Raw genomic sequence first — 25580 nt, 5'->3', positions numbered from 1 at the left:
AGAGCCCAGGACTCGTTATTCGCCGACGCTGATCTTCAGGCCAGCGGCTATCGCAAAAGGTGCCAGGGTCACGGCCAGGGCCGTGAGGCTGGCGAGCCAGAGCAGGTGGCCGGTTGCCGGCATATTTTGCAACGCCGCTTGCAACGCACCACTGCCCAGGATCAATACAGGGATATACAACGGCAGAATCAGCAGCGCCAGTAACAAACCACCGCGCTTCAGACCGACTGTCAGCGCCGCGCCCACCGCGCCCAGCAGGCTCAATACCGGCGTGCCCAGCAACAGCGAGCCCAGCAGCACCGGCAGGCAATGGCTCGGTAGCCCCAGCATCAGCGCCAGCAGCGGCGCCAACAATACCAGCGCCAGCCCGGAAAAGATCCAGTGCGCCAGCACCTTGGCCAGCACCAGCAATGCCAGTGGGTGCGGTGACAGCACCCATTGCTCCAGCGAGCCGTCCTCGAAATCGCTGCGGAACAGGCCGTCCAGCGACAACAATACCGCCAGCAATGCCGCCACCCAGACCAGGCCCGGTGACAAGGTTTGCAACAATTGGCTTTCAGGGCCAACCGCCAACGGAAACAACGCCACCACGATGGCAAAGAACACCAGCGGGTTGGCAAGCTCGGCCGGGCGACGGAACAGCAGGCGCGCTTCGCGGCGCAACAACAGGATGAATACGCTCATGCCGCCCATTGCCCCAGGTTCAGTTCACGGTAACCGGAGGGCTTGCGTTCCAGCGTGTGGTGGGTGGTCAGCACCACCGTGCCGCCCTGCTCGCAGTGGGCTGCCAGGTGCGCTTCCAGTTGGGCGACGCCTTGCTTGTCCAGCGCGGTAAACGGTTCGTCCAGAATCCACAACGGCGGGCAGGCCAGGTGCAGCCGCGCCAACGCCACACGGCGCTGCTGGCCGGCAGACAGGGTGTGGCAGGGTACGTCTTCGAAACCGCGCAGGCCAACGGCCGCCAGCGCCGCCCAGATCGCCTCGCGGCTGGCGGGTTGGTGCAGGGCGCACAGCCAGGTGAGGTTTTCCTCGGCGGTGAGCAGGTCCTTGATGCCGGCGGCGTGGCCGATCCACAGCAGGATGCTGGCCAGGGCATGGCGCTGCTCTGCCAGCGGTTTGCCGCCCAGCAGGATCTGCCCGGCAGTCGGCTGCATCAAGCCCGCCAACAGGCGCAGCAGGCTGGTCTTGCCGCTGCCGTTAGGGCCGCTGATCTGCAGCATGTCGCCGGCGGCCAGCTCGAAATCGAGCTGTTCGAACAGCAGGCGCCAGTCGCGCTCGCAGGCCAGGCCTGCGGCTTGGAGGTGAAGGGTCACGGTTTCGCCTTATCTTTGTAGGGCTTCAGGTCGGTGTTGCCTGCTTCGCGGGCTTGCCCGCTCCCACAGGATTCTGCGCAGCTTTCGAGCCTTGCGCCGTACCTGTGGGAGCGGGCAAGCCCGCGAAGCAGGCAACACCGATCTCAAACCCTTGTGTCTCAAGTCGCCCCGCACGCTGCCGTTATACTGGCAACGACGGGCGGTCGGCATTATTACACGCACCACCGCGCTGCCAAGAGGCCGGGGCCCACAGGTTGTATACAATCATGACTGAAATCAATAGTCTCGGCGCACAAACCGCGATCAACACCCAAGCCATGAAGGCGGGCATGACCGGCGAACTGCTGCGCCTGACGCAACCGCAGCCCGGCTTGATGGCCCCCGGCGAGACTGCGCAAGCCCAAGTGGTTTCATTGCGCCAGGTCGGCAGTGAGTTCCAGCTCGTGCTGCGGCTGATGCAGGCCAACGGCATCCAGACGCAACTGCAAGCCAGCGCCAGCCAGCCCCTGCCCCAAGGCAGCCAGGTCACCGTCAGCCAGACCGAAAGCAACCGCCTGGCGATCATGCTGCAACAGGCCAGCGCCAGCCAGCTCGCCACCCTCACCCGCCTGGACACCAGCAAGGTGCCGGTCGGTACCCTGCTGCAAGGCAAGGTCGTCACCAACCAGCTCTTGCCCCAGCCTTCCGGCCAGCCTGGCGTCTACCGGGCGCTGGTCAGCCTGCTCAACAGCGCCCAGGCCGGCGCCACCCTGACAGTGGACAGCCCACGGCCACTGGCCATTGGCAGCCTGCTCAGTGCCTTGGTGCAGGGCGACCAGTCACTGCGCTTCGTGCCGCTAAGCGGCAGGCAGGACCAACTGAACATTGCCCAGCAACTGCTGACCCAGCAAAACCGCCAGGCCTCACTGCCCGGCGTGCTCAATGCCCTGCAACAGCTGATTCGCGACCCCGGGGTGGACGGCGACCTGCGCGCCAGCGCCGAACGCCTGCTGAGCGGCCTGCCAGACGCCCGTCAGCTGGGCGACGCCAAGGCGGTGGCCCAGGCACTGAACAACAGCGGCGCCTTCCTTGAAGCAAAACTGCTGGGCGGCTTCCCCGCCAGCGTGGCCACCGACCTGAAGGCACACCTGCTACGCCTGATCAGCCAAGCTCCGGCCACCCCACCCGGCACGGCCAACCTGGCACCCGCCAGCCTGGCCGTGACCATGCCAGCACTGGCCCGCAGCGCTTTGGGAATGCTTGAGCGGGTCAGCCCCAAGCCGCAGCCAGGGGCATTTCCGTTGCCCTCGCGCCTGCTCAAGGAGATCGAGGACGAAGGCGACCTGCAACAGCTGCTACGCCTTGCAGCTGCGGCCGTTTCACGCCTGCAAAGCCACGCAATGAGCAGCCTGCAACAAAGCGGCAACCTGGAAAACGGTAATCTGCAAACCACCTGGCAAACCGAAGTGCCCATCCGCCACGGCCAGGAATTCATCCCGCTGCAGGTCAAGCTACAACGCGAAGAAACCCCACAACAGCAGGCCGACCGCCAGCATGAAGCACAGGACCCGCTACAAGCCCTGTGGCGTATCGAGCTGGCCTTCGACCTCGCGCCGCTCGGCCCACTGCAAGTACAGGCGCAATTCAGCCAAGGCCGCCTGAGCGGCCAGCTGTGGGCAGAACGCGAACAAACCGCAAGGCTGATCGACACCCAGCTCGGCGCCCTGCGCCAGCGCCTGCTGGACCGCGGCCTGGATGTTGGCGACCTGGAGTGTCACCCGGGCACACCCCCTCAAGGCCCGCGCACGCGGGTAGAACAACGCTGGGTAGACGAAAACGCATGACGCACACACCACCCCGCCAGGCCATTGCCCTGACCTACGATGGCCAGCAGGCTCCAACCCTCAGCGCCAAGGGCGACGATGCGCTGGCCGAAGCGATCCTGGCCCTGGCCCGCGAGCACGAAGTGCCCATCTACGAGAACGCCGAACTGGTGCGCCTGCTGGCACGCCTGGAGCTGGGCGAACAGATTCCCGAAGCGCTGTACCTGACCATCGCCGAGATCATTGCGTTTGCATGGCAGTTGCGTGGCAAAGTCCCACCGGGTTTCAACGACACCCCTGAACAACCGCGTGATGTAACGCCAGAACTACTGCGCCTGCCGCCGAGGTAGTACCCCTGTACGGCGGCCCAAGGGATTTACCCCGCTACGGTTGTGCGCCCTTGAACCGTACAGGTGGTACCCATGACTTCCACGTTAGTGAACGACAAAGGCAAGCAGTTCATCCGTAATCACCTCCAGAGCATTCCCCGCCCTGACCAACGAGCCGCTGGCGCTATTCGTGAATGGCTCCTGCAACAAGGGCACGACCTCAACCCCGACCAGGTCGACGTTGTCACATTGCATTACATGTACGACAAGATGGCCGTCCAGCAGCGAGTGTCGCTCACACAGGCGGTGCTTTCCGACTGGCAAGGCGAGTCCGAAAGCCGGATAACCGAAATGTTCACCGGGCACTGGGCAGGCACTTTGCCAAGCGACAAAACACTCGTCGACCATCTGCCGTCCATAAGCGCCGTGGACGACGCCATCAGTTACAACGTGTTCAACGGACTGTTCCGCAGGACCACCCCGCCGCGCTACGACAGCACCACTCACCTGGCGATCGATGTCGAGGCCATGCAGCGCTTCATTTCGGACCTGGACTTTCACCAGCACTTCGTCACGTTGCTCGACGATTACTGGCAAAAGACCAAGGCCACTCACCCACAGTCCCTGCAAATAAGCTTCATCGCCGCCTGCAACAAACAGGTCGAGGAAGGCTCGTTGAGCGATGCCGGCCGCCAACTGGCCTGGCAAGCGGCGGGGCTAATGCCAAAAAGCCCTGGCCTGGAAGTCAGGCCCCTGAACGTGTATGGCTACAGCGCCACTGATCTCATCTATGTTGCTGACGAGGCCCAGCAGCAAATACTGCTTTACCTGCCAGGCAACTCATCACCCTTCCATGAGTTCGATGGCATGGATGTCATGAAGGACTGGTTCGCCGAACAGTGCCGCAACACTGAAAAACGCCAACGGCTGCGCCAGTACTTCAAAGTGGCCGACACCCCCGATGGCCTGGATTTCAGTGGCCTGGATACCGCCCTGGACGGCCTCGCTACCTATCCGAAATTTCACACTCGCTCGCCCGACCGCTCAGGCTTCACCGTTGACGGCCCATGGCCCCCCAGGGAATACGTCAACTACAAACCCGACAAGTACAGCCATTCGCTTGAAGGTGACGTCTTCGAAGCCATCACGCTGCGGCAGCGGACTGAAAGCTATGCCGCTGCCGACTTCATGATCACTACAAACGCGCAAGTGGCCAAGGCACGCTGGCGTGGCTACCTGGTGACCTCGCTAAACCTGCTGGCGCCGCTGGCCATCGTGGTGCCCGAACTCATACCGCTGCTGGCCATTGGCGGGGCAGCGCAGTTCGGCCTTGGGCTCGATCAGGCAATCAACGGCAAGACCGCCGAAGACAAGGACGCAGGCGTAAGCAACATCACTTTCGGCCTGCTCAATGCCGCGCCCCTGGCCTTGCTGCCAGCGAACCGCCTGCGAATGCTGTTCCCCGGCAAAAGCTCGCGTTTCGTCATGCCCACACGCCTGAACGATCAGTGGGGCTACCCGTTGAGCCCCAACAGCCCTCCCCGCCTGCCTGAAGAGATAGTGGCAGACTTCTTCGTGCCAGCCGAGCGCCCCGTGGAGGAAACGCGCATAGCCAGAGGCCCGTTGAATCGCGCAACGGGTACCAACCCGCTATTGGCGCGCCATGACGGCAACGAAGTCGAAATACTCTACGACACTGATAACGATGCCTTCATCCTCAAGGCGGACTCCAACAAGGTGCTGCCAAACTACTACCAGATAACCGCGGGCACTCGTAACCTGTATGTGGTCAACCCGGCCACGCGCGGGGCCAGCAATGCAATGCGCATGTACACGCTGCGTAATCTGGATGTCGACCTGCAACTGCCACTGAGCGTGCCGTTGGTCGACAGTTCGCAAGTAACAGCGCTGCCGAAAAAACTCCTCAGCATCTGGGTCGGTAACAAAAGCATCCCCGATGAGCTGGTGCAGAACATCGCCAGCAACGCCAAACGCCTTGAGGGCACGGGCTTTACCTATGAGTTCTACCTGTCGAAGTCCAACCCCAAGGCGTTCATGAAGAATCGGGCAAAGCTGACCGCAGCATCGAACGTTCAGGTCAAAACCCTGGAAGAGCAGCCCTTCTACGCAGCCTTCGAGAAAACTGACTCTTACCAGCAGTACCGGCAGGCTCTGGACAGTAACGGGGCAAACTTCGCGTCTGCCTCCGACATACTGCGCTACCCGTTACTCGATTCGCAGGGCGGTATCTACATGGACGTCGACGACACGCTGCGCAGCTTCGAAGACAACCCCGACAGCTTCGCGATGATCAGCTCGGTCACCTTGAAAACCACACCCGATGGCCTGGTCCTCGGCAGCCCGGTGAACAACGAGCTGCTGGGCATGCATTGTGACTACAACAGCAACATGATCGGCAGCCATGCCAACAACCCGACCCTGCGCGCGATTTCTGCAGAGATGAACGCACGCTACCGCAGCAATCTTTCGTTCTATGACATCAGGCCGCTGGCTGGCACCCACGGTTACGAAGCCTATGCCCAGGAAATGAGCAGGATGACCGGGCCAGGCCTGCTAAACGACATGGTTGCCCGGCACCTGCCCAGGCTGCAGTTCCTGCGGCAACTGAGCAAGCTGGAGTCAATCCCGGAAACCGTTTATCGCTCCCTCACAGCAAACCTGGCCATACCTGTCTCCCAGGCGCGCAACATCGACCAGGCGCTGGGTAGCGTAGTGAATATCGGTAACTACCACTCGTGGGGCAGGCCCTGAAACAAACCGGGCGACTTGCGTCGCCCGTTTCATCAACCGCTGCGGTGCAGCTTGCTCATCAACTCCGCCTCGGCCTGGGTCAGGCCGCAGCTTTCGGTCAATTCGGCCACACTAGCCCCCATGCCCACCAGCTTGGCCGCCTGGCTGAAGGTCACGTTATTGGGGTCACGCTGCTCCAGCTGCTGGATCTTGTCCGGCAGCGGCGTCACCACCAGGCTCAGCTCGTGCAGCGCCTCGCCCATGCGCACGGTGCCGTTCTGGTAGTCGTCCAGGCGCTTGGCCAGGTCCTTGATGCGCTGGTCACGCAGGGCATCACCCTCGGCCTGCTGGGCAGCCAGCTCGCGCTGGCGTTTGCTGTAGTTGAGAAAGAACCACAGGCTCAGCGCCCAGACCAGCGTCAGGAAGATGACAGCAACCTGTAGGATCAACTCAGATATTCTCCAGCTCGGACCACTCTTCCTCGGTCATCATCTTGTCCAGCTCGACCAGGATCAGCAGTTCGCCATTCTTGTTGCATACGCCCTGGATGAACTTGGCCGACTCTTCGTTGCCCACGTTCGGCGCGGTTTCGATTTCCGACTGGCGCAGGTACACCACCTCGGCCACGCTATCGACCAGGATGCCGACCACCTGCTTGTCGGCCTCGATGATGACGATACGGGTATTGTCGGTGACTTCGGTCGGCATCAGGCCAAAGCGCTGGCGGGTATCGATCACCGTCACCACGTTGCCGCGCAGGTTGATGATGCCCAGCACGTAGCTTGGCGCACCTGGCACCGGGGCAATCTCGGTGTAGCGCAGCACTTCCTGCACCTGCATTACGTTGATGCCGTAGGACTCGTTGTCCAGACGGAAGGTAACCCACTGCAGGATCGGATCTTCGGAACCTTGTGCAGACGACTTTTTCATTCCCCTACCCTCAAAATCCGCCAATGGCGGTGTGTTCGGTGTCATTTCTGTTTGGCGTGCATCTGCTTGACCGCGCCGCTGGCGATCAGCTCGGCCAGTGCGGCGACGTCGAGCAGTGCACACATGTGTTCAATTACCGTACCGGCCAGCCACGGGCGCTGGCCGCGCTGGCTGCGCCATTTGATTTCAGACGGGTCCAGGCGCAGCGAGCGGCTGACCTGATGCACGGCCAGCCCCCACTCGTAGCCCTGCACGGAAATCACGTAGTTCAGGCCCTGGCGAAAATCATCGCGGTAGCGGTCGGGCATTACCCAGCGCGCAGTGTCCAGCACCTTGAGGTTGCCGGCCTGGCAGGTGAGGATACCGAGAAACCAGTCGGGCTGGCCAAACAGCGGCGTCAGCTCCTGACCGGCCAGGGTGTAGATCGAACCCAGGCACACCAATGGCACTGCCAGGGTCAAGCCGGCAACATCGAACAGCAGGCATTCGAACGGCTCGGCGGCCCACGCCGGTCGCCCGTCGACGGTGGCCGGGGGGACCGGCAGGTTGGGCGCCGGCAGGTGCACATCAACCAGCGGCACAGCGGGTTCCACGGCCTGTTCTTCGATCAGCACCGGAATGGCGGCTTCGGCCACCACCTCCTGCTCAACCACCGTGACCACCGGCGCTTCCACTGGCAATACGCTGGGCAGCACGGCCAGCCTGGGCTCTGCAAACGGCCGCGGCGCCGGGCTGGCAGCGGTTTCGGCTGGTACCGCCCTGGCCGACTGGGAGGCATCACGGGCCTGCTCTTCACGCACCGCCTCGGCGAACTCATCTGCCGGTGCCGGTGCTTCGAACAGTTCTTCAGCCTCGGTAGCCTCCTGCAGCAGGCCGTCGAGGTACGATTGCAGGGCCAGCTGCGGCCGGGTGCCGGTTTTCTGGATCTGGGTCATCAGGCCACCTGCGCTGCGGTCTTGTAGGTCAGCAGGTGCTTGAGCAGCGCCCGGTAGGCAATCAGCCCGCGGCTCTTGCTGTCGAACTGCGAAGGCGTGACGCCCTTGCGGCTGGCATCGCGCAGGCGCGTATCGACCGGAATGTAGCCTTGCCACACCTGCTGGCCGTAGCTGTCACGCAACTGCTTGAGCGTGCCCAGTGAGGCCTGGGTACGGCGGTCGAACAGGGTGGGCACGATCTGGTACGGCAGCGCCTGCTTGCGCGAGCGGTTGACCATGGCCAAGGTACCGACCATACGCTCCAGGCCCTTCACCGCCAGGAATTCTGTTTGCACCGGGATCACCAGCTGCTGGCTGGCCGCCAGGGCGTTGACCATGAGCACGCCAAGCAAGGGCGGGCTGTCGATCAGGGCAAAGTCGAAATCCTGCCACAGCTGCGCCAAGCTCTTGGCGATCACCAGGCCCAGGCCATTCTGCCCCGGCGACTGGCGCTCCAGCACAGCCAGCGCGGTGCTCGACGGCAACAGCGAGATACGCTCGTCACTGGTGGGCAGCAGCAACTGGCCGGGCAGGCCCTCGGGCACTGCGCCCTTGTGCAGGAAAAGGTCGTAGCAGCTGTGTTCCAGCGCATCGGGGTTGTGCCCGAAATAGCTGGTCATCGAACCGTGCGGATCGAGGTCGACGACGACCACGCGCTTGCCGGCCTCAGCCAGCAGGCCAGCCAGGGCAATGGTTGTGGTGGTCTTGCCGACGCCACCTTTTTGATTGGCTACTGCCCAGACTCTCATCAAGCAAACTCTATCTATTGATCTGAAAGCTTGCACGGTCCCTGTGGGAGCGGGCATGCCCGCGAACACCGGCGAAGCCGGTGCCATTCACCGCGTCGCTTGCTTCGCGGGCGCGCCCGCTCCCACAGGGGACGGCGTCACATTCAAAATTGTGCTTGTGTCAGTGCCGGAGAATTGACGAATCACTGCCCCGCCACCGTTGCTGGCGTTGCCGGTGCACTTTGTGTGCCAGCCCGCCGTAATGCGGCATCCGGGGTGGCGTTGGCGCTGCCCGAGCCGGTCAGGCTGCGGCGCACTTCCAGGTTACGGGAAATCACCAGCACCACCCGGCGGTTGCGCGCACGGCCGTCGGCAGTGTCGTTGCTGGCTACTGGCTGATATTCGCCATAACCCACGGACGCCATGCGTGCCGGGTTTACACCTTCCATGGCCAGCAGGCGCACGATGCTCGCCGCCCGCGCCGATGACAGCTCCCAGTTAGTGGGGTACTGCGCCGTACGGATCGGCAGGTTGTCGGTAAAGCCCTCGACATGCACCGGGTTGGCGAACGGTTTGAGGATGTTCGCCACCTTCTCGATGATGGAAAACGCCTTGTCGCTGGGCATGGCATCACCACTGCCGAACAGCAGCGACGAGTTCAGCTCGATCTCGATCCACAGTTCGTTGCCGCGCACGGTCATCTGGTTGCTGTTGATCAGGTCGCCAAAGGCATCGCGCACGTCATCGCTGATGGTTTTCAGCGGGTCGACATTGGTCGCGGCCAGGCCGGCTTCGGTCTGCTCACTGTCCTTCACCAACGGCTCTGCCGGGCGCACGCTCAAGGGTTGCTCATCACCGATGGGAATCGGCTTCATGCTGCGCTCAGGGTCGTTGAACACCCCGAGCAAGGCCTGGGAAATGACTTTGTACTTGCCCTCGTTGATCGAGGAAATCGAGTACATCACCACGAAAAACGCGAACAGCAAGGTAATGAAGTCGGCGTACGACACCAGCCAGCGTTCGTGGTTTTCGTGTTCCTCGGTATGGCGACGGCGACGCATGGGTTACTCCATGAAGCCTTGCAGCTTCAGCTCGATCGAGCGCGGGTTTTCACCCTCGGCAATCGACAGCAGGCCTTCGAGCAGCATTTCGCGGTAGCGCGACTGGCGCATGACAATGGCCTTGAGCTTGTTGGCGACCGGCAGCAGGATCAGGTTGGCGCTGGCCACGCCGTAGATGGTGGCAACGAAGGCCACGGCAATGCCGTTGCCCAGCTGCGATGGGTCAGCAAGGTTGCCCATTACGTGGATCAGGCCCATCACGGCACCGATGATGCCGATGGTCGGCGCGTAGCCGCCCATGCTTTCAAACACCTTGGCAGCCTGGATGTCGCGGCTTTCCTGGGTCAGGAAGTCCACTTCCAGGATGCTGCGGATGGCTTCCGGCTCGGCGCCGTCCACCAGCAGTTGCAGGCCCTTGCGCGCATACGGGTCGGGCTCGGTATCGGCCACCCCTTCCAGGCCCAGCAGGCCCTCCTTGCGTGCGGTCAGGCTCCAGTTCACCACGCGGTCGATACCGCCGGCCAGGTCCACCCGTGGCGGGAACAGGATCCAGCGCAGAATCTGCAAGGCCCGCTTGAACGACGACAGCGGCGACTGCAACAACGCCGCTGCCAGGGTCCCGCCCAGCACGATCAGCGCCGCCGGGCCGTTGACCAGCGCGCCAACATGGCCGCCTTCAAGGAAATTGCCACCGACGATGGCGACAAAGGCGAGAATCAGGCCAATCAGGCTGAGGACGTCCATCAGACGCACGCCTCCACCAGGTGTTTGCCGATTTCATCCAGGCTGTACACCGCGTCGGCCAGGTTGGCCTTGACGATGGCCATGGGCATGCCATAGATCACGCAGCTGGCTTCATCCTGGGCCCACACCGTGCTGCCCCCCTGCTTGAGCAGGCGCGCGCCTTCGCGGCCATCGGCGCCCATGCCGGTGAGCACCACCGACAGCACCTTGTCACCATACGACTTGGCCGCAGAACCAAAGGTGATGTCCACGCACGGCTTGTAGTTCAGGCGCTCGTCACCGGGCAGGATCTTCACCGTGCCACGGCCGTCAATCATCATCTGCTTGCCACCCGGGGCCAGCAGGGCCAGGCCCGGGCGCAGCATGTCGCCGTCCTCGGCCTCCTTCACGCTGATGCGGCAAAGCTTGTCGAGGCGCTCGGCAAAGGCCTTGGTAAACGCCGCCGGCATGTGCTGGATCAGCACGATCGGCGCCGGGAAGCTGGCCGGCAGCTGGGTCAATACCCGCTGCAAGGCCACCGGGCCGCCTGTCGAGGTGCCGATGGCCACCAGCTTGTAGGGTTTGCGCTTGGGCGCAGGCGAATGCGATGCCGCCGGAGCCGGGGCCGCTGTTCGGGCAGGCGCCGCCGCCCGGGCCGGCGTCGGGCTGGCAAAGCTGCTTGTCGGTGCAGGGCTGCTGACAGGCGCAGGCGCAGGCGCAGCGACCGGCGCTGTTCTGGCATAGCTGCCAAGGCGGCGGTTGCTGCGGGAGATGGTGTGCACCTTCTCGCACAGCATCTGCTTGACCTTGTCAGGGTTGCGCGAGATGTCCTCGAAGTTTTTCGGCAGGTAATCCACCGCGCCTGCATCCAGCGCGTCGAGGGTGACTCGGGCGCCTTCGTGGGTCAGCGAGGAGAACATCAGTACCGGCGTCGGGCAGCGCTGCATGATGTGCCGCACCGCGGTGATGCCGTCCATCATGGGCATTTCATAGTCCATGGTGATGACATCGGGCTTGAGCGCCAGCGCCTGGTCGATTGCTTCCTTGCCGTTGGTCGCGGTACCCACTACCTGGATCGTCGGATCCGCCGAGAGGATTTCCGAGACGCGGCGGCGGAAGAAACCGGAATCATCCACCACCAGGACCTTGACTGCCATAAACACTCCATTAGGCGGCGCAACCCGCCAGGGTGCGCCACCGAAATCAAATACGCCGCGCGGCGTAACGCTTGAGCATGCTCGGGACGTCGAGAATCAACGCAATGCGCCCGTCACCGGTGATGGTGGCCCCGGACATGCCCGGGGTGCCCTGCAACATCTTGCCCAGCGGCTTGATGACCACTTCTTCCTGGCCCACCAGTTGATCGACGACAAAGCCGATACGCTGGGTGCCGACCGACAGGATCACCACGTGGCCCTCGTGCTGCTCTTCGTGCACCTGGCCCTGTACCAGCCAGCGCTTGAGGTAGAACAGCGGCAACGCCTTGTCGCGCACGATCACCACTTCCTGGCCGTCGACCACGTTGGTGCGCGACAGGTCGAGGTGGAAGATTTCGTTGACGTTGACCAGCGGGAAGGCAAACGCCTGGTTGCCCAGCATCACCATCAGGGTGGGCATGATCGCCAGGGTCAGCGGCACCTTGATGACGATCTTCGAGCCCTGGCCCTTGGCCGAGTAGATGTTGATCGAGCCGTTGAGCTGGGAGATCTTGGTCTTCACCACGTCCATGCCCACGCCGCGGCCTGACACGTCGGAAATCTCGGTCTTGGTCGAGAAGCCCGGTGCGAAGATCAGGTTGTAGCAGTCCGACTCGCTCAGGCGATCAGCGGCATCCTTGTCCATCAGGCCTTTTTCCACGGCCTTGGCGCGCAGGATGTTCGGGTCCATGCCCTTGCCGTCGTCCGAGATCGACAGCAGGATGTGGTCGCCTTCCTGCTCGGCCGACAGCACCACGCGGCCGGTGCGGGCCTTGCCGGATGCTTCGCGCTCGTCGGGCATTTCCACGCCATGGTCGACCGCATTGCGCACCAGGTGCACCAACGGGTCGGCCAGGGCCTCGACCAGGTTCTTGTCCAGGTCGGTTTCTTCACCGACCAGCTCCAGGTTGATTTCTTTCTTCAACTGGCGGGCCAGGTCACGGACCAGGCGCGGGAAGCGGCCGAACACTTTCTTGATCGGCTGCATGCGGGTTTTCATCACCGCCGTCTGCAGGTCAGCGGTAACCACATCGAGGTTGGACACGGCCTTGGACATGGCCTCGTCGCCGCTGTTCAGGCCCAGGCGCACCAGGCGGTTACGCACCAGCACCAGTTCGCCGACCATGTTCATGATCTCGTCCAGGCGTGCGGTGTCTACGCGCACGGTGGTTTCCGCCTCGCTCACGGCATGCTTTTCCGCAGCCGGCGCTGGCGCGCGGGGTGCCGCCGCAGGTTTGCTCACGGGTGCTGGCGCAGCCGCCGCTGGCTGGCTTGCGGCTTTGACCGGCGCAGGTGTTTGCACTTGTGCGGCAACCGGCGCTTCGGCGGCGACAACTTCACCGCCGAACTTGCCCTTGCCATGCAACTGGTCCAGCAGGGCCTCGAATTCGTGCTCGCTGATTTCGTCGCTGGTGGTGCTGTTGTCGGCCACGACCGGTTCCGCTGCCTTGGCCGTGGGCAAGGCATCAGCCTGGAAGGTGCCCTTGCCATGCAACTGGTCGAGCAGCGATTCGAATTCTTCGTCGGTAATTTCGTCGCTGACCGGTTCAACCGGCGCGGCTACCGGTTGTACGGCTGCCTCGACACTGAACTGGCCTTTACCGTGCAGCTGGTCAAGCAGCGACTCGAACTCGGCGTCGGTGATTTCGTCGCCTTGGCCGCTGACGGTTTCACCTTGCATCTGCTCGTCGACTTCGGCTTGCGCCTTGACCGCATCGAGCGAGTCGAGCAGTTGCTCGAATTCGCTGTCGGTGATGTCCTGGTCGTCGGCCGGGGCCGCAGCGGGCGCCTCGGCAGCAGGCTCAGGCGCAGCAGCTTCGGCGCTGCCCGGTTCGGCCAGGCGTGACAACGCCGCCAGCAGTTCGGGGGTTGCCGGGGTGACTTCGGCGCGTTCACGCACCTGGCCAAACATGCTGTTGACCGTATCCAGTGCTTCAAGCACCACGTCCATCAGTTCCGCGTCGACCCGGCGCTCACCTTTGCGCAGGATGTCGAACACGTTCTCGGCGATATGGCAGCACTCCACCAGCTCGTTCAGCTGAAGGAAGCCGGCGCCCCCTTTTACAGTGTGGAAACCGCGAAAGATCGCATTGAGCAGGTCGGCATCGTCGGGCCGGCTTTCCAGCTCGACCAGTTGCTCGGACAGTTGCTCAAGAATTTCGCCGGCTTCTACCAGGAAATCCTGGAGGATTTCTTCATCGGCGCCGAAGCTCATCAAACGTGCTCCTTAAAAACCCAGGCTGGACAGCAGATCATCGACATCGTCCTGACCGGACACGACGTCTTCACGCTTATCGGCATGAATCTGCGGACCTTCACCCCGAGTCGGATGTTTTTCTGCATCTTTTTCTGCGCGCAGTTGATCGTGGTCATGCTGGATACCCGCAAAGCGGTCGACCTGGCTGGCCATCAGCACCAATTTGAGCAGGTTGCTTTCCACCTCGGTCACCAAGGTGGTGACGCGTTTGATCACCTGCCCGGTCAGGTCCTGATAGTCCTGGGCCAGCAAGATGTCGTTGAGGTGGCCGGCGACCTTGCGGTTACCTTCGGCGCTATGCGTCAGGAAACTGTCGACGCGCTTGACCAGGTCACGGAATTCCGGCGCAGCCACCTCGCGGCGCATGAAGCGCTGCCAGTCGGTGCTCAGGGCCTTGGCTTCGCTGGCCAGGTCGTTGAGCACCGGGGTGCTTTCCTCGACCAGGTCCATGGTGCGGTTGGCCGCGCCTTCGGTCAGCTTGACCACGTACGACAGGCGCTCGGTGGCGTCGGTAATCTGCGACACCTCCTCGGCCTGCGGTATGGTCGGGTCGATCTGGAAGCTGACGATGGCACTGTGCAGCTCACGGGTCAGCTTGCCGACTTCCTGGTACAGGCCGCGGTCGCGGGTCTGGTTCAGCTCGTGAATCAGCTGCACCGCCTCGCCGAAGCGGCCCCGCTCCAGGCTTTCGACCAACTCCTGGGCGTGTTTCTTCAGGGTCGATTCGAACTCGCCCAAAGACGTTTGTGATGAATCCATGGCGCGCCCCCTGACGTGACTCAGCCGTTGACGCGTTCGAAGATCTTCTCGATCTTTTCTTTGAGCACCTGGGCGGTGAACGGCTTGACCACGTAACCATTGACGCCGGCCTGGGCCGCTTCGATGATCTGGTCGCGCTTGGCCTCGGCAGTCACCATCAGCACCGGCATGCTTTTCAGCTTGTCGCTGGCACGCACCTTACGCAGCAGGTCGATGCCGGACATGCCAGGCATGTTCCAGTCGGTCACCAGGAAATCGTAGTGGCCGTTTTCCAGCATCGGCAACGCGGTGGTGCCGTCGTCGGCTTCTTCGGTGTTGGTGAAGCCCAAGTCACGCAACAGGTTCTTGATGATCCGCCGCATCGTCGAAAAGTCGTCAACGATGAGGATTTTCATGTTCTTGTCCAATTAGACCTCCAAGCAGTCTCAAACGCGCCCGGCCGACCGGGCACGCACTCATTCAATTCGGTACAACGTGGGAAACGCACGTGGAAAACGACTGCAACGGCACCGGGCTCAACGCGCCCGCCATTCCCCCAGGCGGCTGCGCAGGCGCGCGGCACACTGGCTGTGCAACTGGCTGACCCGCGACTCGCTGACGCCAAGCACCTCGCCGATTTCCTTGAGGTTCAGCTCTTCGTCGTAGTACAGCGCCAGCACCAGGCGCTCACGCTCCGGCAGGTTGGCAATGGCCTCGGTCAGGGCAGCCTGGAAGCGTTCGTCCTCCAGGCCACGCGCCGGTTCCACATGGCCACTGGCGCCGTCCTCATGCAGCCCTTCGTGCTCGCCGTCCTGCAGCAGGTCGTCAAAACTGAACAGGCGGCTACCCAAGGTATCGTTCAAGATCCCGTAGTAATCATCGAGACTCAATTGGAGTTCGGCAGCAACTTCATGATCTTTAGCGTCGCGGCCGGTTCTGGCTTCAACAGCACGCATCGCGTCACTGACCATGCGGGTGTTGCGATGCACCGAGCGCGGCGCCCAGTCACCCTTGCGCACCTCGTCCAGCATGGCGCCGCGGATGCGGATGCCGGCGTAGGTTTCAAAACTGGCGCCTTTGCTGGCGTCATACTTGTTGGCCACTTCCAGCAGGCCGATCATGCCGGCCTGGATCAAGTCCTCGACCTGCACGTTGGCTGGCAAACGCGCCAGCAGGTGGTAGGCAATGCGCTTGACCAGCGGTGCATAGCGTTCGATCAGCTCGTACTGGGCGTCTTTCGCCGCCCGGCTGTACATCTTGAAGCCGCTCGCGTTCATAGCACGGGTCCCGCGCTGGTGGGTTGCACCAGGCGCTCGACGAAGAACTCCAGGTGGCCGCGCGGGTTGGCCGGCAGCGGCCAGCTGTCAACCTTCTGGGCAATCGCCTTGAAGGCCAGCGCGCACTTGGAGCGGGGGAAGGCTTCGTACACGGCACGCTGCTTCTGCACCGCCTTGCGCACGCACTCGTCGTACGGCACCGCACCCACATACTGCAGGGCAACGTCAAGGAAACGGTCGGTGACCTTGGTCAGCTTGGCGAACAGGTTGCGCCCTTCCTGCGGGCTCTGCGCCATGTTGGCCAGCACGCGGAAACGGTTCATGCCGTAGTCGCGGTTCAGCAGCTTGATCAGGGCGTAGGCGTCGGTGATCGAGGTGGGCTCGTCGCACACCACCAGCAGCACTTCCTGGGCAGCGCGAACAAAGCTGACGACCGACTCACCGATACCCGCAGCGGTGTCGATCACCAGCACATCGAGGTTGTCACCGATTTCACTGAACGCCTGAATCAGCCCGGCATGCTGGGCCGGGGCCAGGTGCACCATGCTCTGGGTGCCCGATGCCGCCGGCACGATGCGCACACCGCCAGGGCCTTGCAGCATTACGTCACGCAGCTCGCAGCGCCCTTCGATGACATCGGCCAGGGTACGTTTGGGGGTAAGGCCGAGCAACACGTCGACGTTGGCCAGGCCCAGGTCGGCGTCAAGCAGCATGACCCTGCGGCCAAGCTCGGCCAGCGCCAGGGACAAGTTCACTGAAACGTTAGTCTTGCCGACGCCACCTTTGCCACCGGTCACGGCGATCACCTGTACGGGATGCATGCTACCCATGTCTGTTATTTACCTTGTCTCGCTGGGACTCAGGCCACACGCGGGGCAATTCTGCGTACCCCTTGGCATAGCTACTTTGCACACGCTTCATGATCAACCCGCTCGCCGTGGGTTGTGATAGAGATCGGCGAACATGTCGGCCATGGCCTCTTCGCTGGGCTCGTCCTGCTGCTGCACATTGACCGCGCGGGAGACCAGTTGGTGGCCACGCGGCAGGTGCAGGTCGTCAGGAATGCGCGGGCCGTCGGTGAGGTAGGCCACGGGCAGTTCATGACTGATGGCAAGGCTCAGCACATCACCGAGGCTTGCCGTTTCATCAAGTTTGGTCAGGATGCAACCGGCCAGCCCACAACGCTTGTAGCTGTGATAGGCAGCGGTCAGCACCTGCTTCTGGCTGGTGGTGGCCAGCACCAGGTAGTTCTTCGCGGCAATGCCACGCCCGGCCAGGGTTTCCAGCTGCATGCGCAGGGCCGGGTCGCTGGCCTGCAGGCCGGCGGTATCGATCAGCACCACACGCTTGCGCAGCAGCGGCTCCAGCGCTGCGGCCAGCGACTGGCCCGGGTCGACGTAGGTCACCGTCACGTTGAGAATGCGGCCCAGGGTCTTGAGCTGCTCCTGGGCGCCAATGCGGAAGCTGTCCATGCTCACCAGCGCCAGGTTCTGTGCGCCGTACTTGAGCACGTAACGGGCCGCCAGCTTGGCCAAGGTGGTGGTTTTGCCCATGCCGGCCGGGCCGACCATGGCAATCACCCCGCCCTCTTCGATCGGCTCGATTTCGGGGATTTCAATCATGCGGGCCAGGTGGGCCAGCAGCATGCGCCAGGCCTGGCGAGGCTCTTCGATTTCGTTGGTCAGGTCCAGCAGCTCGCGGGCAATCGGCCCGGACAGGCCGATGCGCTGCAGGCGGCGCCACAGGTTGGCCTGCTGCGGCTTGCTGCCCTGCAGTTGGGTCCAGGCCAGCGAACCCAGCTGCACTTCAAGCAGCTCGCGCAGGCCCGACAACTCGGAGCGCATGGCATCGAACAGGCGCGGGTCGACCGGCGCCGCAGCGGGGGCGGCAACAGCCTCAGGGGCATCGACATGCGGTTCGATCAATGGCTCGGCGGCGGTCAACGACTGCCCGGCAAACAATTGGCGGTTGTTGTCGCTGCTGTCCTGGCGGTGGTCCAGCTCGGCCTGGGCAGTGGCAATGCGCGTATGGGTCTTGCGCAGCTCTTCTTCCAGCTCGGCGTTGGGCACACGCGGGGCCAGGGCGGACAGCTTGTAGTCCAGCGCGGCCGTCAGTTCGACACCACCGGCAATGCGGCGGTTGCCAATGATCGCGGCATCGGCGCCCAGCTCATCACGGACCAGTTTCATGGCCTGACGCATATCGGCGGCGAAAAATCGCTTAACTTGCATTATCCACTACCTCAGCCGTTAGGGCCCACGGTGGCAACGATGGTGACTTGCTTGTTGTCCGGTATTTCCTGATACGCCAGAACATGCAAATTCGGTACAGCCAGGCGACCGAAACGCGACAGCATGGCGCGGATCGGGCCGGCGACCAGCAGGATGGCCGGCTGGCCCTGCATTTCCTGGCGCTGGGCCGCTTCGATCAGCGAACGTTGCAGCTTCTCGGCCATGCTAGGCTCCAGAAGAACACCATCTTCCTGACCCTGCCCGGCCCTTTGCAGACTATTGAGCAAAATCTGTTCCAACCTTGGCTCCAGGGTAATCACAGGCAGCTCGGACTCAACACCGACAATGCTTTGCACGATGGCGCGACACAATCCGACGCGCACTGCCGCCACCAGCGCGGCGGTATCTTGACTCTTGCCAGCGTTGTTCGCGATCGCTTCGGCGATACTGCGAATATCGCGCACGGGCACCTGTTCCGACAACAGTGCCTGTAGCACCTTGAGCAGGCCCGACAAGGAAATGACACCTGGCACCAGTTCTTCTGCAAGTTTAGGCGATGCCTTGGCCAGCACCTGCAACAGTTGCTGGACCTCTTCGTGGCCGATCAGCTCATGGCAGTGCTTCTGCAAGATCTGGTTGAGGTGGGTGGCCACCACGGTACTGGCGTCGACCACCGTGTAGCCCAGCGATTGCGCCTGGGAACGCTGGCCAACGTCGATCCACACGGCCTCCAGGCCAAACGCCGGGTCGCGTGCGGCGATGCCGTTGAGGGTACCGAACACCTGCCCCGGGTTGATCGCCAGCTCGCGGTCCGGGTAGATCTCGGCCTCGGCCAGGATCACCCCCATCAGGGTCAGGCGATAGGCGCTGGGCTGCAGGTCGAGGTTGTCGCGTATATGCACGGTGGGCATCAGGAAGCCCAGGTCTTGCGACAGCTTCTTGCGCACACCCTTGATCCGCGCCAGCAACTGGCCGCCCTGGTTGCGGTCGACCAGCGGGATCAAGCGGTAGCCAACCTCCAGGCCGATCATGTCGATGGGCGTCACATCGTCCCAGCCAAGCTCCTTGGTTTCCTGCGCGCGCTGTGGCGAAGGCAGCAGGTCTTGCTGGCGCTGCGCCTCTTGCTGCGCCTCCAGCTTGGCCTTGTTCTGCTTTTTCCACACCAGATAAGCACCGCCACCGGCCAGCAGGCCGAGGCTGAGGAAGGCCACGTGCGGCATGCCCGGTACCAGGCCCATGACGATCATCAGCGCGCCGGACACCGCCAGCGCCTTGGGCGAATCGAACATCTGCCGGTTGATCAGCTTGCCCATGTCCTCGGAGCCCGAGGCACGGGTGACCATGATCGCCGCTGCGGTGGACAGCAACAGTGATGGCAATTGCGCCACCAAACCGTCACCAATGGTCAGCAGGGCGTATACCTTGCCGGCGTCGCTGAAGGTCATGCCGTGCTGCAGCATGCCGATCAGCATGCCGCCGATCAGGTTGATGAACAGGATCAGCAGGCCGGCGATGGCGTCACCGCGGACGAACTTGCTGGCACCATCCATCGAGCCGTAGAACTCGGCCTCCTGCGCCACTTCAGCACGGCGGTGCTTGGCCTGCGCCTGGTCGATCAGGCCGGCGTTGAGGTCGGCGTCGATGGCCATCTGCTTGCCGGGCATGGCATCCAGGGTGAAGCGTGCGCTCACTTCCGAGATACGCCCGGCACCCTTGGTCACCACCACGAAGTTGATGATCATGAGGATGGCGAACACCACGCCGCCGACCACGTAGTTGCCGCCGATCACCACTTCACCGAAGGCCTGGATCACCTTGCCGGCAGCGCCGTGGCCCTCCTGGCCATGCAGCATCACCACCCGGGTGGACGCCACGTTCAGGGCCAGGCGCAGCAGCGTGGCTACCAGCAGGATGGTGGGGAATGCGGCGAAGTCGAGCGGGCGCAGGGCGTAGACGCACACCAGCAGCACCACGATCGACAGGGCGATGTTGAAGGTGAAGAACACGTCGAGCAGGAACGGCGGTATCGGCAACATCATCATTGCCAACATCACCAGCAGCAACAGCGGCACGCCCAGGTTGCCCCGGCCGAGCCCGGCCAGGTTGTTGCGGGCATTGCTGATTAACTGAGTGCGATCCACCGCGAGTCCTCTTGATGCAAAACTTTGACGCCCAAGGGGCATCTGCGGCTGGCACTGCAAGAAGCTTTCCAACTTTGCCGGGCGGGGAATTTATGTTGCCTGTACCGGCCTCTTCGCGGGCATGCCCGCTCCCACAGGTACAGCGCCGCACTTGAGAGCAGTGAAATCCCTGTGGGAGCGGGCGCGCCCGCGAAAGGGCCAGTGGCCCCGGCACAGGGTCAACTGTCGCGGCGCAAATCCGGCGGGATCGGCAGGTCGTCTTTCAGCGGCTCTGGCCGCTTGCCCCTGCCGGCACGGTACTGACGGATCTGGAACACATAGGCCAGCACCTGCGCCACCGCCAGGTACAGGCCGGCAGGAATTTCCTGCTCAGGCTCGGTGGAGTAGTAGATTGCCCGCGCCAACGCCGGCGACTCGAGGATCTGGATCTTGTGCTCCACGCCAATCTCGCGAATCTTCAAGGCCATGAAGTCGGTACCCTTGGCCAGCAGCAGCGGCGCCGTGCCGCCCTTTTCCGGGTCATACTGCAAGGCCACCGCATAGTGAGTCGGGTTGGTGATGATCACGTCGGCCTGCGGCACCGCCGCCATCATGCGCCGCTGCGACACCTCGCGCTGCAACTGACGAATACGCTGCTTGACCTCGGGCTTACCCTCGCTGTCCTTGTATTCGTCGCGCACCTCCTGCTTGGTCATCTTCATTTTCTTGTGCGTCTGGTACAGCTGGAACGGCACATCCGCCGCTGCAATCAGCAGCAGCCCGGCCGACATCCACAGCGCACTCCAGCCCACCACCTGCAGGCTATGGATGATCGCCTGCTCCAGCGGTTCGTTGGCGATCGACAGCAAGGCCTGGCGATCGTTGATCAGCACCACCACGGCCACCACCAGAATGACGAAGAACTTGGCCAATGCCTTCAACAGCTCGGTCAGGCTGTTCATCGAGAACATACGCTTGATGCCCGACAACGGGTTCATGCGGCTGAACTTGGGCTCCAGCAGGCTGCCGGAAAACAGGAAACCGCCCAAGGCGATGGGTGCCACGAATGAGATCACGAACAGCAGGATGAGTATCGGCTGCACCGCCCAGATCGCCATCTTGCCCGAGGCCAGCAGAAAAGCCCCCATGGCCCGCTCATCGACGATCACCTCGCGGGTCAGGCTGAAGTTCATGTGCATCAACGCCAGCAGCGTCTCGGCCAGGTGGCCGCCGAACGCCAACAAGCCGCCGGCGCCAGCCAGGGTCACCGCCACCGTGTTCAGCTCCTTGGAGCGCGCAATCTCGCCTTTCTCGCGGGCGTCGCGCTTGCGCTTGTCGGTGGGGTCTTCTGTCTTGTCCTGGCCACTCTCGCTTTCAGACATGCTCAGCGCGCCCTCGCCAGTTCACGCAGCCATTGCAGTGCTTCGCTGGCCAATGTCTGGTAGTGCGACAGCACATCGGCCAGACCAACCCAGAAAATGAACATACCCATGACCAGGGTCAGCGGAAAACCGATGGAGAAGATGTTCAGCTGCGGCGCGGCACGGGTCATCACGCCAAAGGCGATGTTTACCACCAGCAAGGCGGCAATCACCGGCAAAATCAACAGCAAACCGGCCGCGAACACCCAACCCAGGCGCCCCGCCAGCTCCCAGTACTGGTTGACCACCAGCGCATTGCCCACCGGCAAGGTGGTGAAGCTCTCGGTCAGCACCTCGAACACCACCAGGTGGCCGTTCATCAGCAGGAACAGCACGCTCACCAGCATGGTCAGGAACTGGCTGATCACCGTGACGTTCACGCCGTTGGCGGGGTCTACCATCGAGGCGAAGGCCATGCCCATCTGCACCGCGACGATCTGACCGGCGATCACGAAGGCCTGGAACAGCAACTGCAAGGCCAGGCCGAACAGCGCACCGACAATGATCTGCTCGGCACACAACAGCAAGCCGCGCAGGCTCAACGGGTCGAATTCGGGCAACGGTGGCAGCGCCGGCACGATGACCACGGTGATCGCCACCGCTACGTACAGGCGAACCCGCGCCGGCAGCATGCGGGTACCGAAGATCGGCATGGTCATCAGCACCGCCGTCACCCGGAACAACGGCAGGATGAACGTGGCAACCCAGGTGCCGATCTGCGTGTCGGTCAGCTCCAGCATCGCCAGATCAACCTATCAGTTGCGGAATGTTGGTGTAGAGCGTGGTGATGTATTCCATGAACTTCTGCACCAGCCAAGGCCCGGCAACGATCAGCGTGATCAGCATCACCAGCAGACGCGGCAGAAAGCTCAGGGTCTGTTCGTTGATCTGCGTGGCGGCCTGGAACATCGCCACCACCAGGCCCACCAGCAGGCTCGGCACCACCAGCACGGCAACCATCAGGGTGGTCAGCCACAAGGCATCGCGGAACAGGTCGACAGCAACTTCAGGTGTCATCGGCGGCTCTCCTTGACGGCGTCAGACGCCGCCGAAACTGCTGGCCAGGGTACCCATGATCAGCGCCCAGCCATCCACCAGCACGAACAGCATGATCTTGAACGGCAGCGAAATGATCAGCGGCGACAGCATCATCATACCCATGGCCATCAGCACACTCGCCACCACCATGTCGATGATCAGGAACGGGATGAAGATCATGAAGCCGATCTGGAACGCGGTTTTCAGCTCGGAGGTAACGAACGCGGGTACCAGAATCGTCAGCGGCACCTGGTCGGGGCCGGCGATGTCGGTACGCTTGGATAGGCGCATGAACAGGTCGAGGTCGCTTTGCCGGGTTTGCGCCAGCATGAAGTCCTTGAGTGGCACCTGAGCCTTGTCGATGGCCTGCTGGGCAGTCATCTGCTCCTTCAGGTACGGCTGCAATGCATCCTGGTTCACCCGGTCGAACACCGGAGCCATGATGAACATGGTCAGGAACAGTGCCATGCCGGTCAAGATCTGGTTCGACGGCGTTTGCTGCAGGCCCAGGGCCTGACGCAGGATCGAGAACACGATGATGATGCGGGTGAAGCTGGTCATCAGGATGACGAACGCCGGGATGAAACTCAGCGCCGTCATGATCAGCAGGATCTGCAGGCTGACCGAATACTCCTGCTGCCCGTCCGCACCATTGGACAGGGTGATGGCCGGGATCGACAATGGGTCGGCAGCCAGGGCCAGTGGCGCGGCCAGCAGCAGCGCCAGGGTCAATAACGTACGCAGCGCGCCGCTCATCACGTGTTGTCCTTAGGGTTTTTGCCCATCAGCTCCATCAATCGCTGGGCAAACTCCGGCGTCGCCTGGCGGGCGCTTTGCGGCACAGCCACAGGCTCGGCCAGCACATGCAAGGCTTCGATACTGCCGGGTGTATGGCCAATCAGGATCTGCTCCTTGCCCACCTGCACCAGCAGCAGCCGGTCACGCGGGCCGATGGCGCGACTGCCGACAATCTCGATCACCTGCCCGCCCTTCACGGCAGTGCTTTGCAGGCGCCGCAGCAGCCAGGCCAGGAGGAAGATCAGACCCACCACCAGCAGCAAGCCGAATACCATCTGTGCCAACTGCCCGCCCAGGCTGCCAGGTGGCGAGGCCGGGGTCGCCGCCGGCGTGGCGGCGGCCAGGCAGGCGTGGCTGGCCAGCAGCGCCGCTAACGCCGCCAAGGCGCGCATCGTGCCCTTCACTCAGCGCAGCTTCTTGATACGTTCGCTGGGGCTGATCACGTCGGTCAGGCGGATGCCGAACTTTTCGTTGACCACTACCACTTCGCCGTGGGCGATCAGCGTGCCGTTTACCAGCACGTCCAGCGGCTCGCCGGCCAGGCGGTCAAGCTCGATCACCGAGCCCTGGTTCAGTTGCAGCAGGTTACGGATGTTGATCTCGGTGCTGCCCACTTCCATGGAAATGCTCACCGGGATATCCAGGATCACGTCCAGGTTCGGGCCTTCGAGGCTGACGTTTTCGTTCGGCTTCGGCGAACTGGCGAACTCCTCCATCGGCAGGCGGCCAGGGCCACCGCTGCTGCCGACATCACCGCCCAGCAGTGCATCGATATCGGCCTGCCCGGCCGAGCCGGTTTCTTCAAGGGCCGCAGCCCACTCATCGGCCAGCGCCTGGTCTTCTGCGGAGGTGATCTCGTTTTCGTTAGCCATGGTTTCCTCGACAGGCATTCAATTCGTTGTAAGCGACCGGCACGCCGTCAGCGGCGTTCGATCGGGTCGATGATTTGCAGGGCCAGGTTGCCCTTGTGCGAGCCCAGCCGCGCCTTGAACGCCGGCACGCCGTTGGCGCGCAGCACCAGGTGCTCGGGCAGCTCCACCGGGATCACGTCGCCAGGCTGCATGTGCAGGATGTCGCGCAGCTTCAGCTGGCGCCGGGCAACGGTGGCGGTCATCGGCACGGCCACGTCCAGCACGTCTTCGCGCAGGGCCTTGACCCAACGCTCGTCCTGGTCGTCCAGGTCGGACTGGAAGCCGGCATCGAGCATTTCGCGCACCGGCTCGATCATCGAGTACGGCATGGTCACGTGCAGGTCGCCGCCACCACCGTCCAGTTCGATGTGGAAGGTGGACACCACCACCGCCTCGCTGGGGCCGACGATGTTGGCCATGGCCGGGTTGACCTCGGAGTTCATGTACTCGAAGGTCACCGGCATGATCGCCTGCCAGGCTTCCTTGAGGTCGACGAAGCACTGGTCCAGCACCATGCGCACCACACGCAGCTCGGTGGGGGTGAATTCTCGGCCTTCGATCTTGGCGTGCCGGCCATCGCCACCGAAGAAGTTGTCCACCAGCTTGAACACCAGCTTGGCGTCGAGGATGAACAGCGACGTGCCGCGCAGCGGCTTGATCTTGACCAGGTTGAGGCTGGTGGGCACGTACAAGGAGTGCACGTATTCGCCAAACTTCATCACCTGCACGCCACCCACGGCCACGTCGGCGGAGCGGCGCAGCAGGTTGAACATGCTGATGCGGGTGTAACGGGCGAAGCGCTCGTTGATCATTTCCAGGGTCGGCATGCGACCCCGCACGATACGGTCCTGGCTGGTCAGGTCGTAGCTTTTGATACTGCCAGGCTCGGATGCACTTTCGGTCTGCACCAGCCCGTCGTCGACGCCGTGCAACAGGGCATCGATTTCATCCTGGGACAGCAGGTCCTGTACGGCCATTGCGG

At 63.0% G+C, this 25580-nt stretch carries 26 protein-coding genes; 3 read left to right on the top strand and 23 right to left on the bottom strand.

Annotation, left to right across the window (positions count from 1 at the left end; genetic code table 11):
• Window positions 1–15: 15 nt before the first annotated feature.
• A complete protein-coding gene (gene ccmB, locus ACQKPZ_RS17640) occupies window positions 16–693 on the bottom strand; it encodes a heme exporter protein CcmB (protein ID WP_013973563.1) in 678 nt (225 codons plus the stop codon).
• Complete coding sequence (gene ccmA, locus ACQKPZ_RS17635; protein ID WP_427540480.1) at window positions 681–1313, bottom strand: cytochrome c biogenesis heme-transporting ATPase CcmA; 633 nt, start codon at window positions 1311–1313, stop codon at window positions 681–683. The genes ccmB and ccmA overlap by 13 nt, the downstream gene beginning before the upstream one ends.
• Window positions 1314–1579: 266 nt before the next feature.
• Here ccmA and ACQKPZ_RS17630 point away from each other — a divergent pair, with 266 nt between their 5' ends.
• The 3 genes from ACQKPZ_RS17630 to ACQKPZ_RS17620 all read left to right on the top strand — a co-directional run bounded on the left by ACQKPZ_RS17630 (window position 1580) and on the right by ACQKPZ_RS17620 (window position 6216).
• A complete protein-coding gene (locus ACQKPZ_RS17630; protein ID WP_427540477.1) occupies window positions 1580–3136 on the top strand; it encodes a flagellar hook-length control protein FliK in 1557 nt (518 codons plus the stop codon).
• Window positions 3133–3465, top strand: coding sequence for an EscU/YscU/HrcU family type III secretion system export apparatus switch protein (locus ACQKPZ_RS17625; protein ID WP_427540474.1), 333 nt, complete (start codon window positions 3133–3135; stop codon window positions 3463–3465). Before ACQKPZ_RS17630 ends, ACQKPZ_RS17625 begins: the two co-directional genes overlap by 4 nt.
• Window positions 3466–3537: 72 nt before the next feature.
• Complete coding sequence (locus ACQKPZ_RS17620; protein ID WP_427540471.1) at window positions 3538–6216, top strand: dermonecrotic toxin domain-containing protein; 2679 nt, start codon at window positions 3538–3540, stop codon at window positions 6214–6216.
• A gap of 32 nt (window positions 6217–6248) precedes the next feature.
• Here the strand turns inward: ACQKPZ_RS17620 and ACQKPZ_RS17615 are convergent, their stop codons facing one another.
• The 21 genes from ACQKPZ_RS17615 to fliM form a co-directional block, all read right to left on the bottom strand.
• A complete protein-coding gene (locus tag ACQKPZ_RS17615; protein WP_427540468.1) occupies window positions 6249–6644 on the bottom strand; it encodes a DUF2802 domain-containing protein in 396 nt (131 codons plus the stop codon).
• Between the two features lies 1 nt (window position 6645).
• Complete coding sequence (locus tag ACQKPZ_RS17610) at window positions 6646–7125, bottom strand: chemotaxis protein CheW (protein WP_003254393.1); 480 nt, start codon at window positions 7123–7125, stop codon at window positions 6646–6648.
• 41 nt (window positions 7126–7166) lie between these two features.
• A complete protein-coding gene (locus tag ACQKPZ_RS17605; protein ID WP_427540465.1) occupies window positions 7167–8060 on the bottom strand; it encodes a chemotaxis protein CheW in 894 nt (297 codons plus the stop codon).
• Entirely contained in the window at window positions 8060–8848 is a 789-nt protein-coding gene (locus ACQKPZ_RS17600) for a ParA family protein (RefSeq protein ID WP_110741657.1), read from the bottom strand. The genes ACQKPZ_RS17605 and ACQKPZ_RS17600 overlap by 1 nt, the downstream gene beginning before the upstream one ends.
• 182 nt (window positions 8849–9030) lie before the next feature.
• Window positions 9031–9888: a flagellar motor protein MotD gene (gene motD / locus ACQKPZ_RS17595; RefSeq protein ID WP_198750690.1), complete on the bottom strand. Its 858-nt coding sequence runs from the start codon at window positions 9886–9888 to the stop codon at window positions 9031–9033.
• Window positions 9889–9891: 3 nt separating this feature from the next.
• Window positions 9892–10632, bottom strand: a complete 741-nt coding sequence (locus tag ACQKPZ_RS17590) for a flagellar motor protein (RefSeq protein ID WP_391132651.1) — start codon at window positions 10630–10632, stop codon at window positions 9892–9894.
• A complete protein-coding gene (locus ACQKPZ_RS17585; protein WP_427540462.1) occupies window positions 10632–11768 on the bottom strand; it encodes a protein-glutamate methylesterase/protein-glutamine glutaminase in 1137 nt (378 codons plus the stop codon). The genes ACQKPZ_RS17590 and ACQKPZ_RS17585 overlap by 1 nt, the downstream gene beginning before the upstream one ends.
• A gap of 46 nt (window positions 11769–11814) precedes the next feature.
• A complete protein-coding gene (locus ACQKPZ_RS17580; protein WP_427540459.1) occupies window positions 11815–14022 on the bottom strand; it encodes a chemotaxis protein CheA in 2208 nt (735 codons plus the stop codon).
• A 12-nt stretch (window positions 14023–14034) separates the two neighbouring features.
• Entirely contained in the window at window positions 14035–14823 is a 789-nt protein-coding gene (locus ACQKPZ_RS17575; RefSeq protein WP_391132657.1) for a protein phosphatase CheZ, read from the bottom strand.
• Window positions 14824–14843: 20 nt separating this feature from the next.
• Window positions 14844–15218, bottom strand: coding sequence for a chemotaxis response regulator CheY (locus ACQKPZ_RS17570; RefSeq protein WP_023663319.1), 375 nt, complete (start codon window positions 15216–15218; stop codon window positions 14844–14846).
• A 120-nt stretch (window positions 15219–15338) separates the two neighbouring features.
• Window positions 15339–16079, bottom strand: coding sequence for an RNA polymerase sigma factor FliA (fliA, locus tag ACQKPZ_RS17565; protein WP_019472908.1), 741 nt, complete (start codon window positions 16077–16079; stop codon window positions 15339–15341).
• Window positions 16076–16918, bottom strand: coding sequence for a flagellar synthesis regulator FleN (fleN, locus tag ACQKPZ_RS17560; RefSeq protein WP_391132826.1), 843 nt, complete (start codon window positions 16916–16918; stop codon window positions 16076–16078). The genes fliA and fleN overlap by 4 nt, the downstream gene beginning before the upstream one ends.
• Before the next feature lie 84 nt (window positions 16919–17002).
• Complete coding sequence (flhF, locus tag ACQKPZ_RS17555) at window positions 17003–18310, bottom strand: flagellar biosynthesis protein FlhF (RefSeq protein WP_427540456.1); 1308 nt, start codon at window positions 18308–18310, stop codon at window positions 17003–17005.
• An 11-nt stretch (window positions 18311–18321) separates the two neighbouring features.
• Window positions 18322–20451, bottom strand: coding sequence for a flagellar biosynthesis protein FlhA (gene flhA / locus ACQKPZ_RS17550; RefSeq protein ID WP_403203435.1), 2130 nt, complete (start codon window positions 20449–20451; stop codon window positions 18322–18324).
• A 218-nt stretch (window positions 20452–20669) separates the two neighbouring features.
• Window positions 20670–21812, bottom strand: a complete 1143-nt coding sequence (gene flhB, locus ACQKPZ_RS17545) for a flagellar biosynthesis protein FlhB (RefSeq protein WP_427540453.1) — start codon at window positions 21810–21812, stop codon at window positions 20670–20672.
• Between the two features lie 2 nt (window positions 21813–21814).
• Entirely contained in the window at window positions 21815–22591 is a 777-nt protein-coding gene (gene fliR / locus ACQKPZ_RS17540; protein ID WP_427540450.1) for a flagellar biosynthetic protein FliR, read from the bottom strand.
• Between the two features lie 7 nt (window positions 22592–22598).
• Window positions 22599–22868 (bottom strand): flagellar biosynthesis protein FliQ, encoded by a 270-nt coding sequence (fliQ, locus tag ACQKPZ_RS17535; RefSeq protein ID WP_012273497.1) that lies wholly within the window; start codon window positions 22866–22868, stop codon window positions 22599–22601.
• Window positions 22869–22889: 21 nt separating this feature from the next.
• Window positions 22890–23645: a flagellar type III secretion system pore protein FliP gene (gene fliP, locus ACQKPZ_RS17530; RefSeq protein ID WP_391132667.1), complete on the bottom strand. Its 756-nt coding sequence runs from the start codon at window positions 23643–23645 to the stop codon at window positions 22890–22892.
• Window positions 23645–24079 (bottom strand): flagellar biosynthetic protein FliO, encoded by a 435-nt coding sequence (gene fliO / locus ACQKPZ_RS17525; protein ID WP_427540501.1) that lies wholly within the window; start codon window positions 24077–24079, stop codon window positions 23645–23647. The genes fliP and fliO overlap by 1 nt, the downstream gene beginning before the upstream one ends.
• 12 nt (window positions 24080–24091) lie before the next feature.
• On the bottom strand, window positions 24092–24559 hold the full coding sequence (gene fliN / locus ACQKPZ_RS17520; RefSeq protein WP_391132671.1) for a flagellar motor switch protein FliN: 468 nt from the start codon (window positions 24557–24559) through the stop codon (window positions 24092–24094).
• A gap of 47 nt (window positions 24560–24606) precedes the next feature.
• Window positions 24607–25575, bottom strand: coding sequence for a flagellar motor switch protein FliM (gene fliM / locus ACQKPZ_RS17515; RefSeq protein ID WP_012273501.1), 969 nt, complete (start codon window positions 25573–25575; stop codon window positions 24607–24609).
• Window positions 25576–25580: the final 5 nt, after the last annotated feature.

Source organism: Pseudomonas sp. NPDC089547 (assembly GCF_050280665.1).
Lineage (GTDB): Bacteria > Pseudomonadota > Gammaproteobacteria > Pseudomonadales > Pseudomonadaceae > Aquipseudomonas.
This window is presented reverse-complemented; position numbering and strand designations above follow the sequence as displayed.

Bases quoted from the DNA above. Each gene is read 5' to 3' on its own strand.
- ccmB (WP_013973563.1), bottom strand. From the start codon at position 693: ATGGGCGGCATGAGCGTATTCATCCTGTTGTTGCGCCGCGAAGCGCGC.
- ACQKPZ_RS17630 (WP_427540477.1), top strand. From the start codon at position 1,580: ATGACTGAAATCAATAGTCTCGGCGCACAAACCGCGATCAACACCCAA.
- ACQKPZ_RS17625 (WP_427540474.1), top strand. From the start codon at position 3,133: ATGACGCACACACCACCCCGCCAGGCCATTGCCCTGACCTACGATGGC.
- ACQKPZ_RS17620 (WP_427540471.1), top strand. From the start codon at position 3,538: ATGACTTCCACGTTAGTGAACGACAAAGGCAAGCAGTTCATCCGTAAT.
- ACQKPZ_RS17610 (WP_003254393.1), bottom strand. From the start codon at position 7,125: ATGAAAAAGTCGTCTGCACAAGGTTCCGAAGATCCGATCCTGCAGTGG.
- ACQKPZ_RS17605 (WP_427540465.1), bottom strand. From the start codon at position 8,060: ATGACCCAGATCCAGAAAACCGGCACCCGGCCGCAGCTGGCCCTGCAA.
- ACQKPZ_RS17600 (WP_110741657.1), bottom strand. From the start codon at position 8,848: ATGAGAGTCTGGGCAGTAGCCAATCAAAAAGGTGGCGTCGGCAAGACC.
- motD (WP_198750690.1), bottom strand. From the start codon at position 9,888: ATGCGTCGCCGTCGCCATACCGAGGAACACGAAAACCACGAACGCTGG.
- ACQKPZ_RS17590 (WP_391132651.1), bottom strand. From the start codon at position 10,632: ATGGACGTCCTCAGCCTGATTGGCCTGATTCTCGCCTTTGTCGCCATC.
- ACQKPZ_RS17585 (WP_427540462.1), bottom strand. From the start codon at position 11,768: ATGGCAGTCAAGGTCCTGGTGGTGGATGATTCCGGTTTCTTCCGCCGC.
- ACQKPZ_RS17580 (WP_427540459.1), bottom strand. From the start codon at position 14,022: ATGAGCTTCGGCGCCGATGAAGAAATCCTCCAGGATTTCCTGGTAGAA.
- ACQKPZ_RS17575 (WP_391132657.1), bottom strand. From the start codon at position 14,823: ATGGATTCATCACAAACGTCTTTGGGCGAGTTCGAATCGACCCTGAAG.
- ACQKPZ_RS17570 (WP_023663319.1), bottom strand. From the start codon at position 15,218: ATGAAAATCCTCATCGTTGACGACTTTTCGACGATGCGGCGGATCATC.
- fliA (WP_019472908.1), bottom strand. From the start codon at position 16,079: ATGAACGCGAGCGGCTTCAAGATGTACAGCCGGGCGGCGAAAGACGCC.
- flhF (WP_427540456.1), bottom strand. From the start codon at position 18,310: ATGCAAGTTAAGCGATTTTTCGCCGCCGATATGCGTCAGGCCATGAAA.
- flhB (WP_427540453.1), bottom strand. From the start codon at position 21,812: ATGTCTGAAAGCGAGAGTGGCCAGGACAAGACAGAAGACCCCACCGAC.
- fliR (WP_427540450.1), bottom strand. From the start codon at position 22,591: ATGCTGGAGCTGACCGACACGCAGATCGGCACCTGGGTTGCCACGTTC.
- fliQ (WP_012273497.1), bottom strand. From the start codon at position 22,868: ATGACACCTGAAGTTGCTGTCGACCTGTTCCGCGATGCCTTGTGGCTG.
- fliP (WP_391132667.1), bottom strand. From the start codon at position 23,645: ATGAGCGGCGCGCTGCGTACGTTATTGACCCTGGCGCTGCTGCTGGCC.
- fliO (WP_427540501.1), bottom strand. From the start codon at position 24,079: ATGCGCGCCTTGGCGGCGTTAGCGGCGCTGCTGGCCAGCCACGCCTGC.
- fliN (WP_391132671.1), bottom strand. From the start codon at position 24,559: ATGGCTAACGAAAACGAGATCACCTCCGCAGAAGACCAGGCGCTGGCC.
- fliM (WP_012273501.1), bottom strand. From the start codon at position 25,575: ATGGCCGTACAGGACCTGCTGTCCCAGGATGAAATCGATGCCCTGTTG.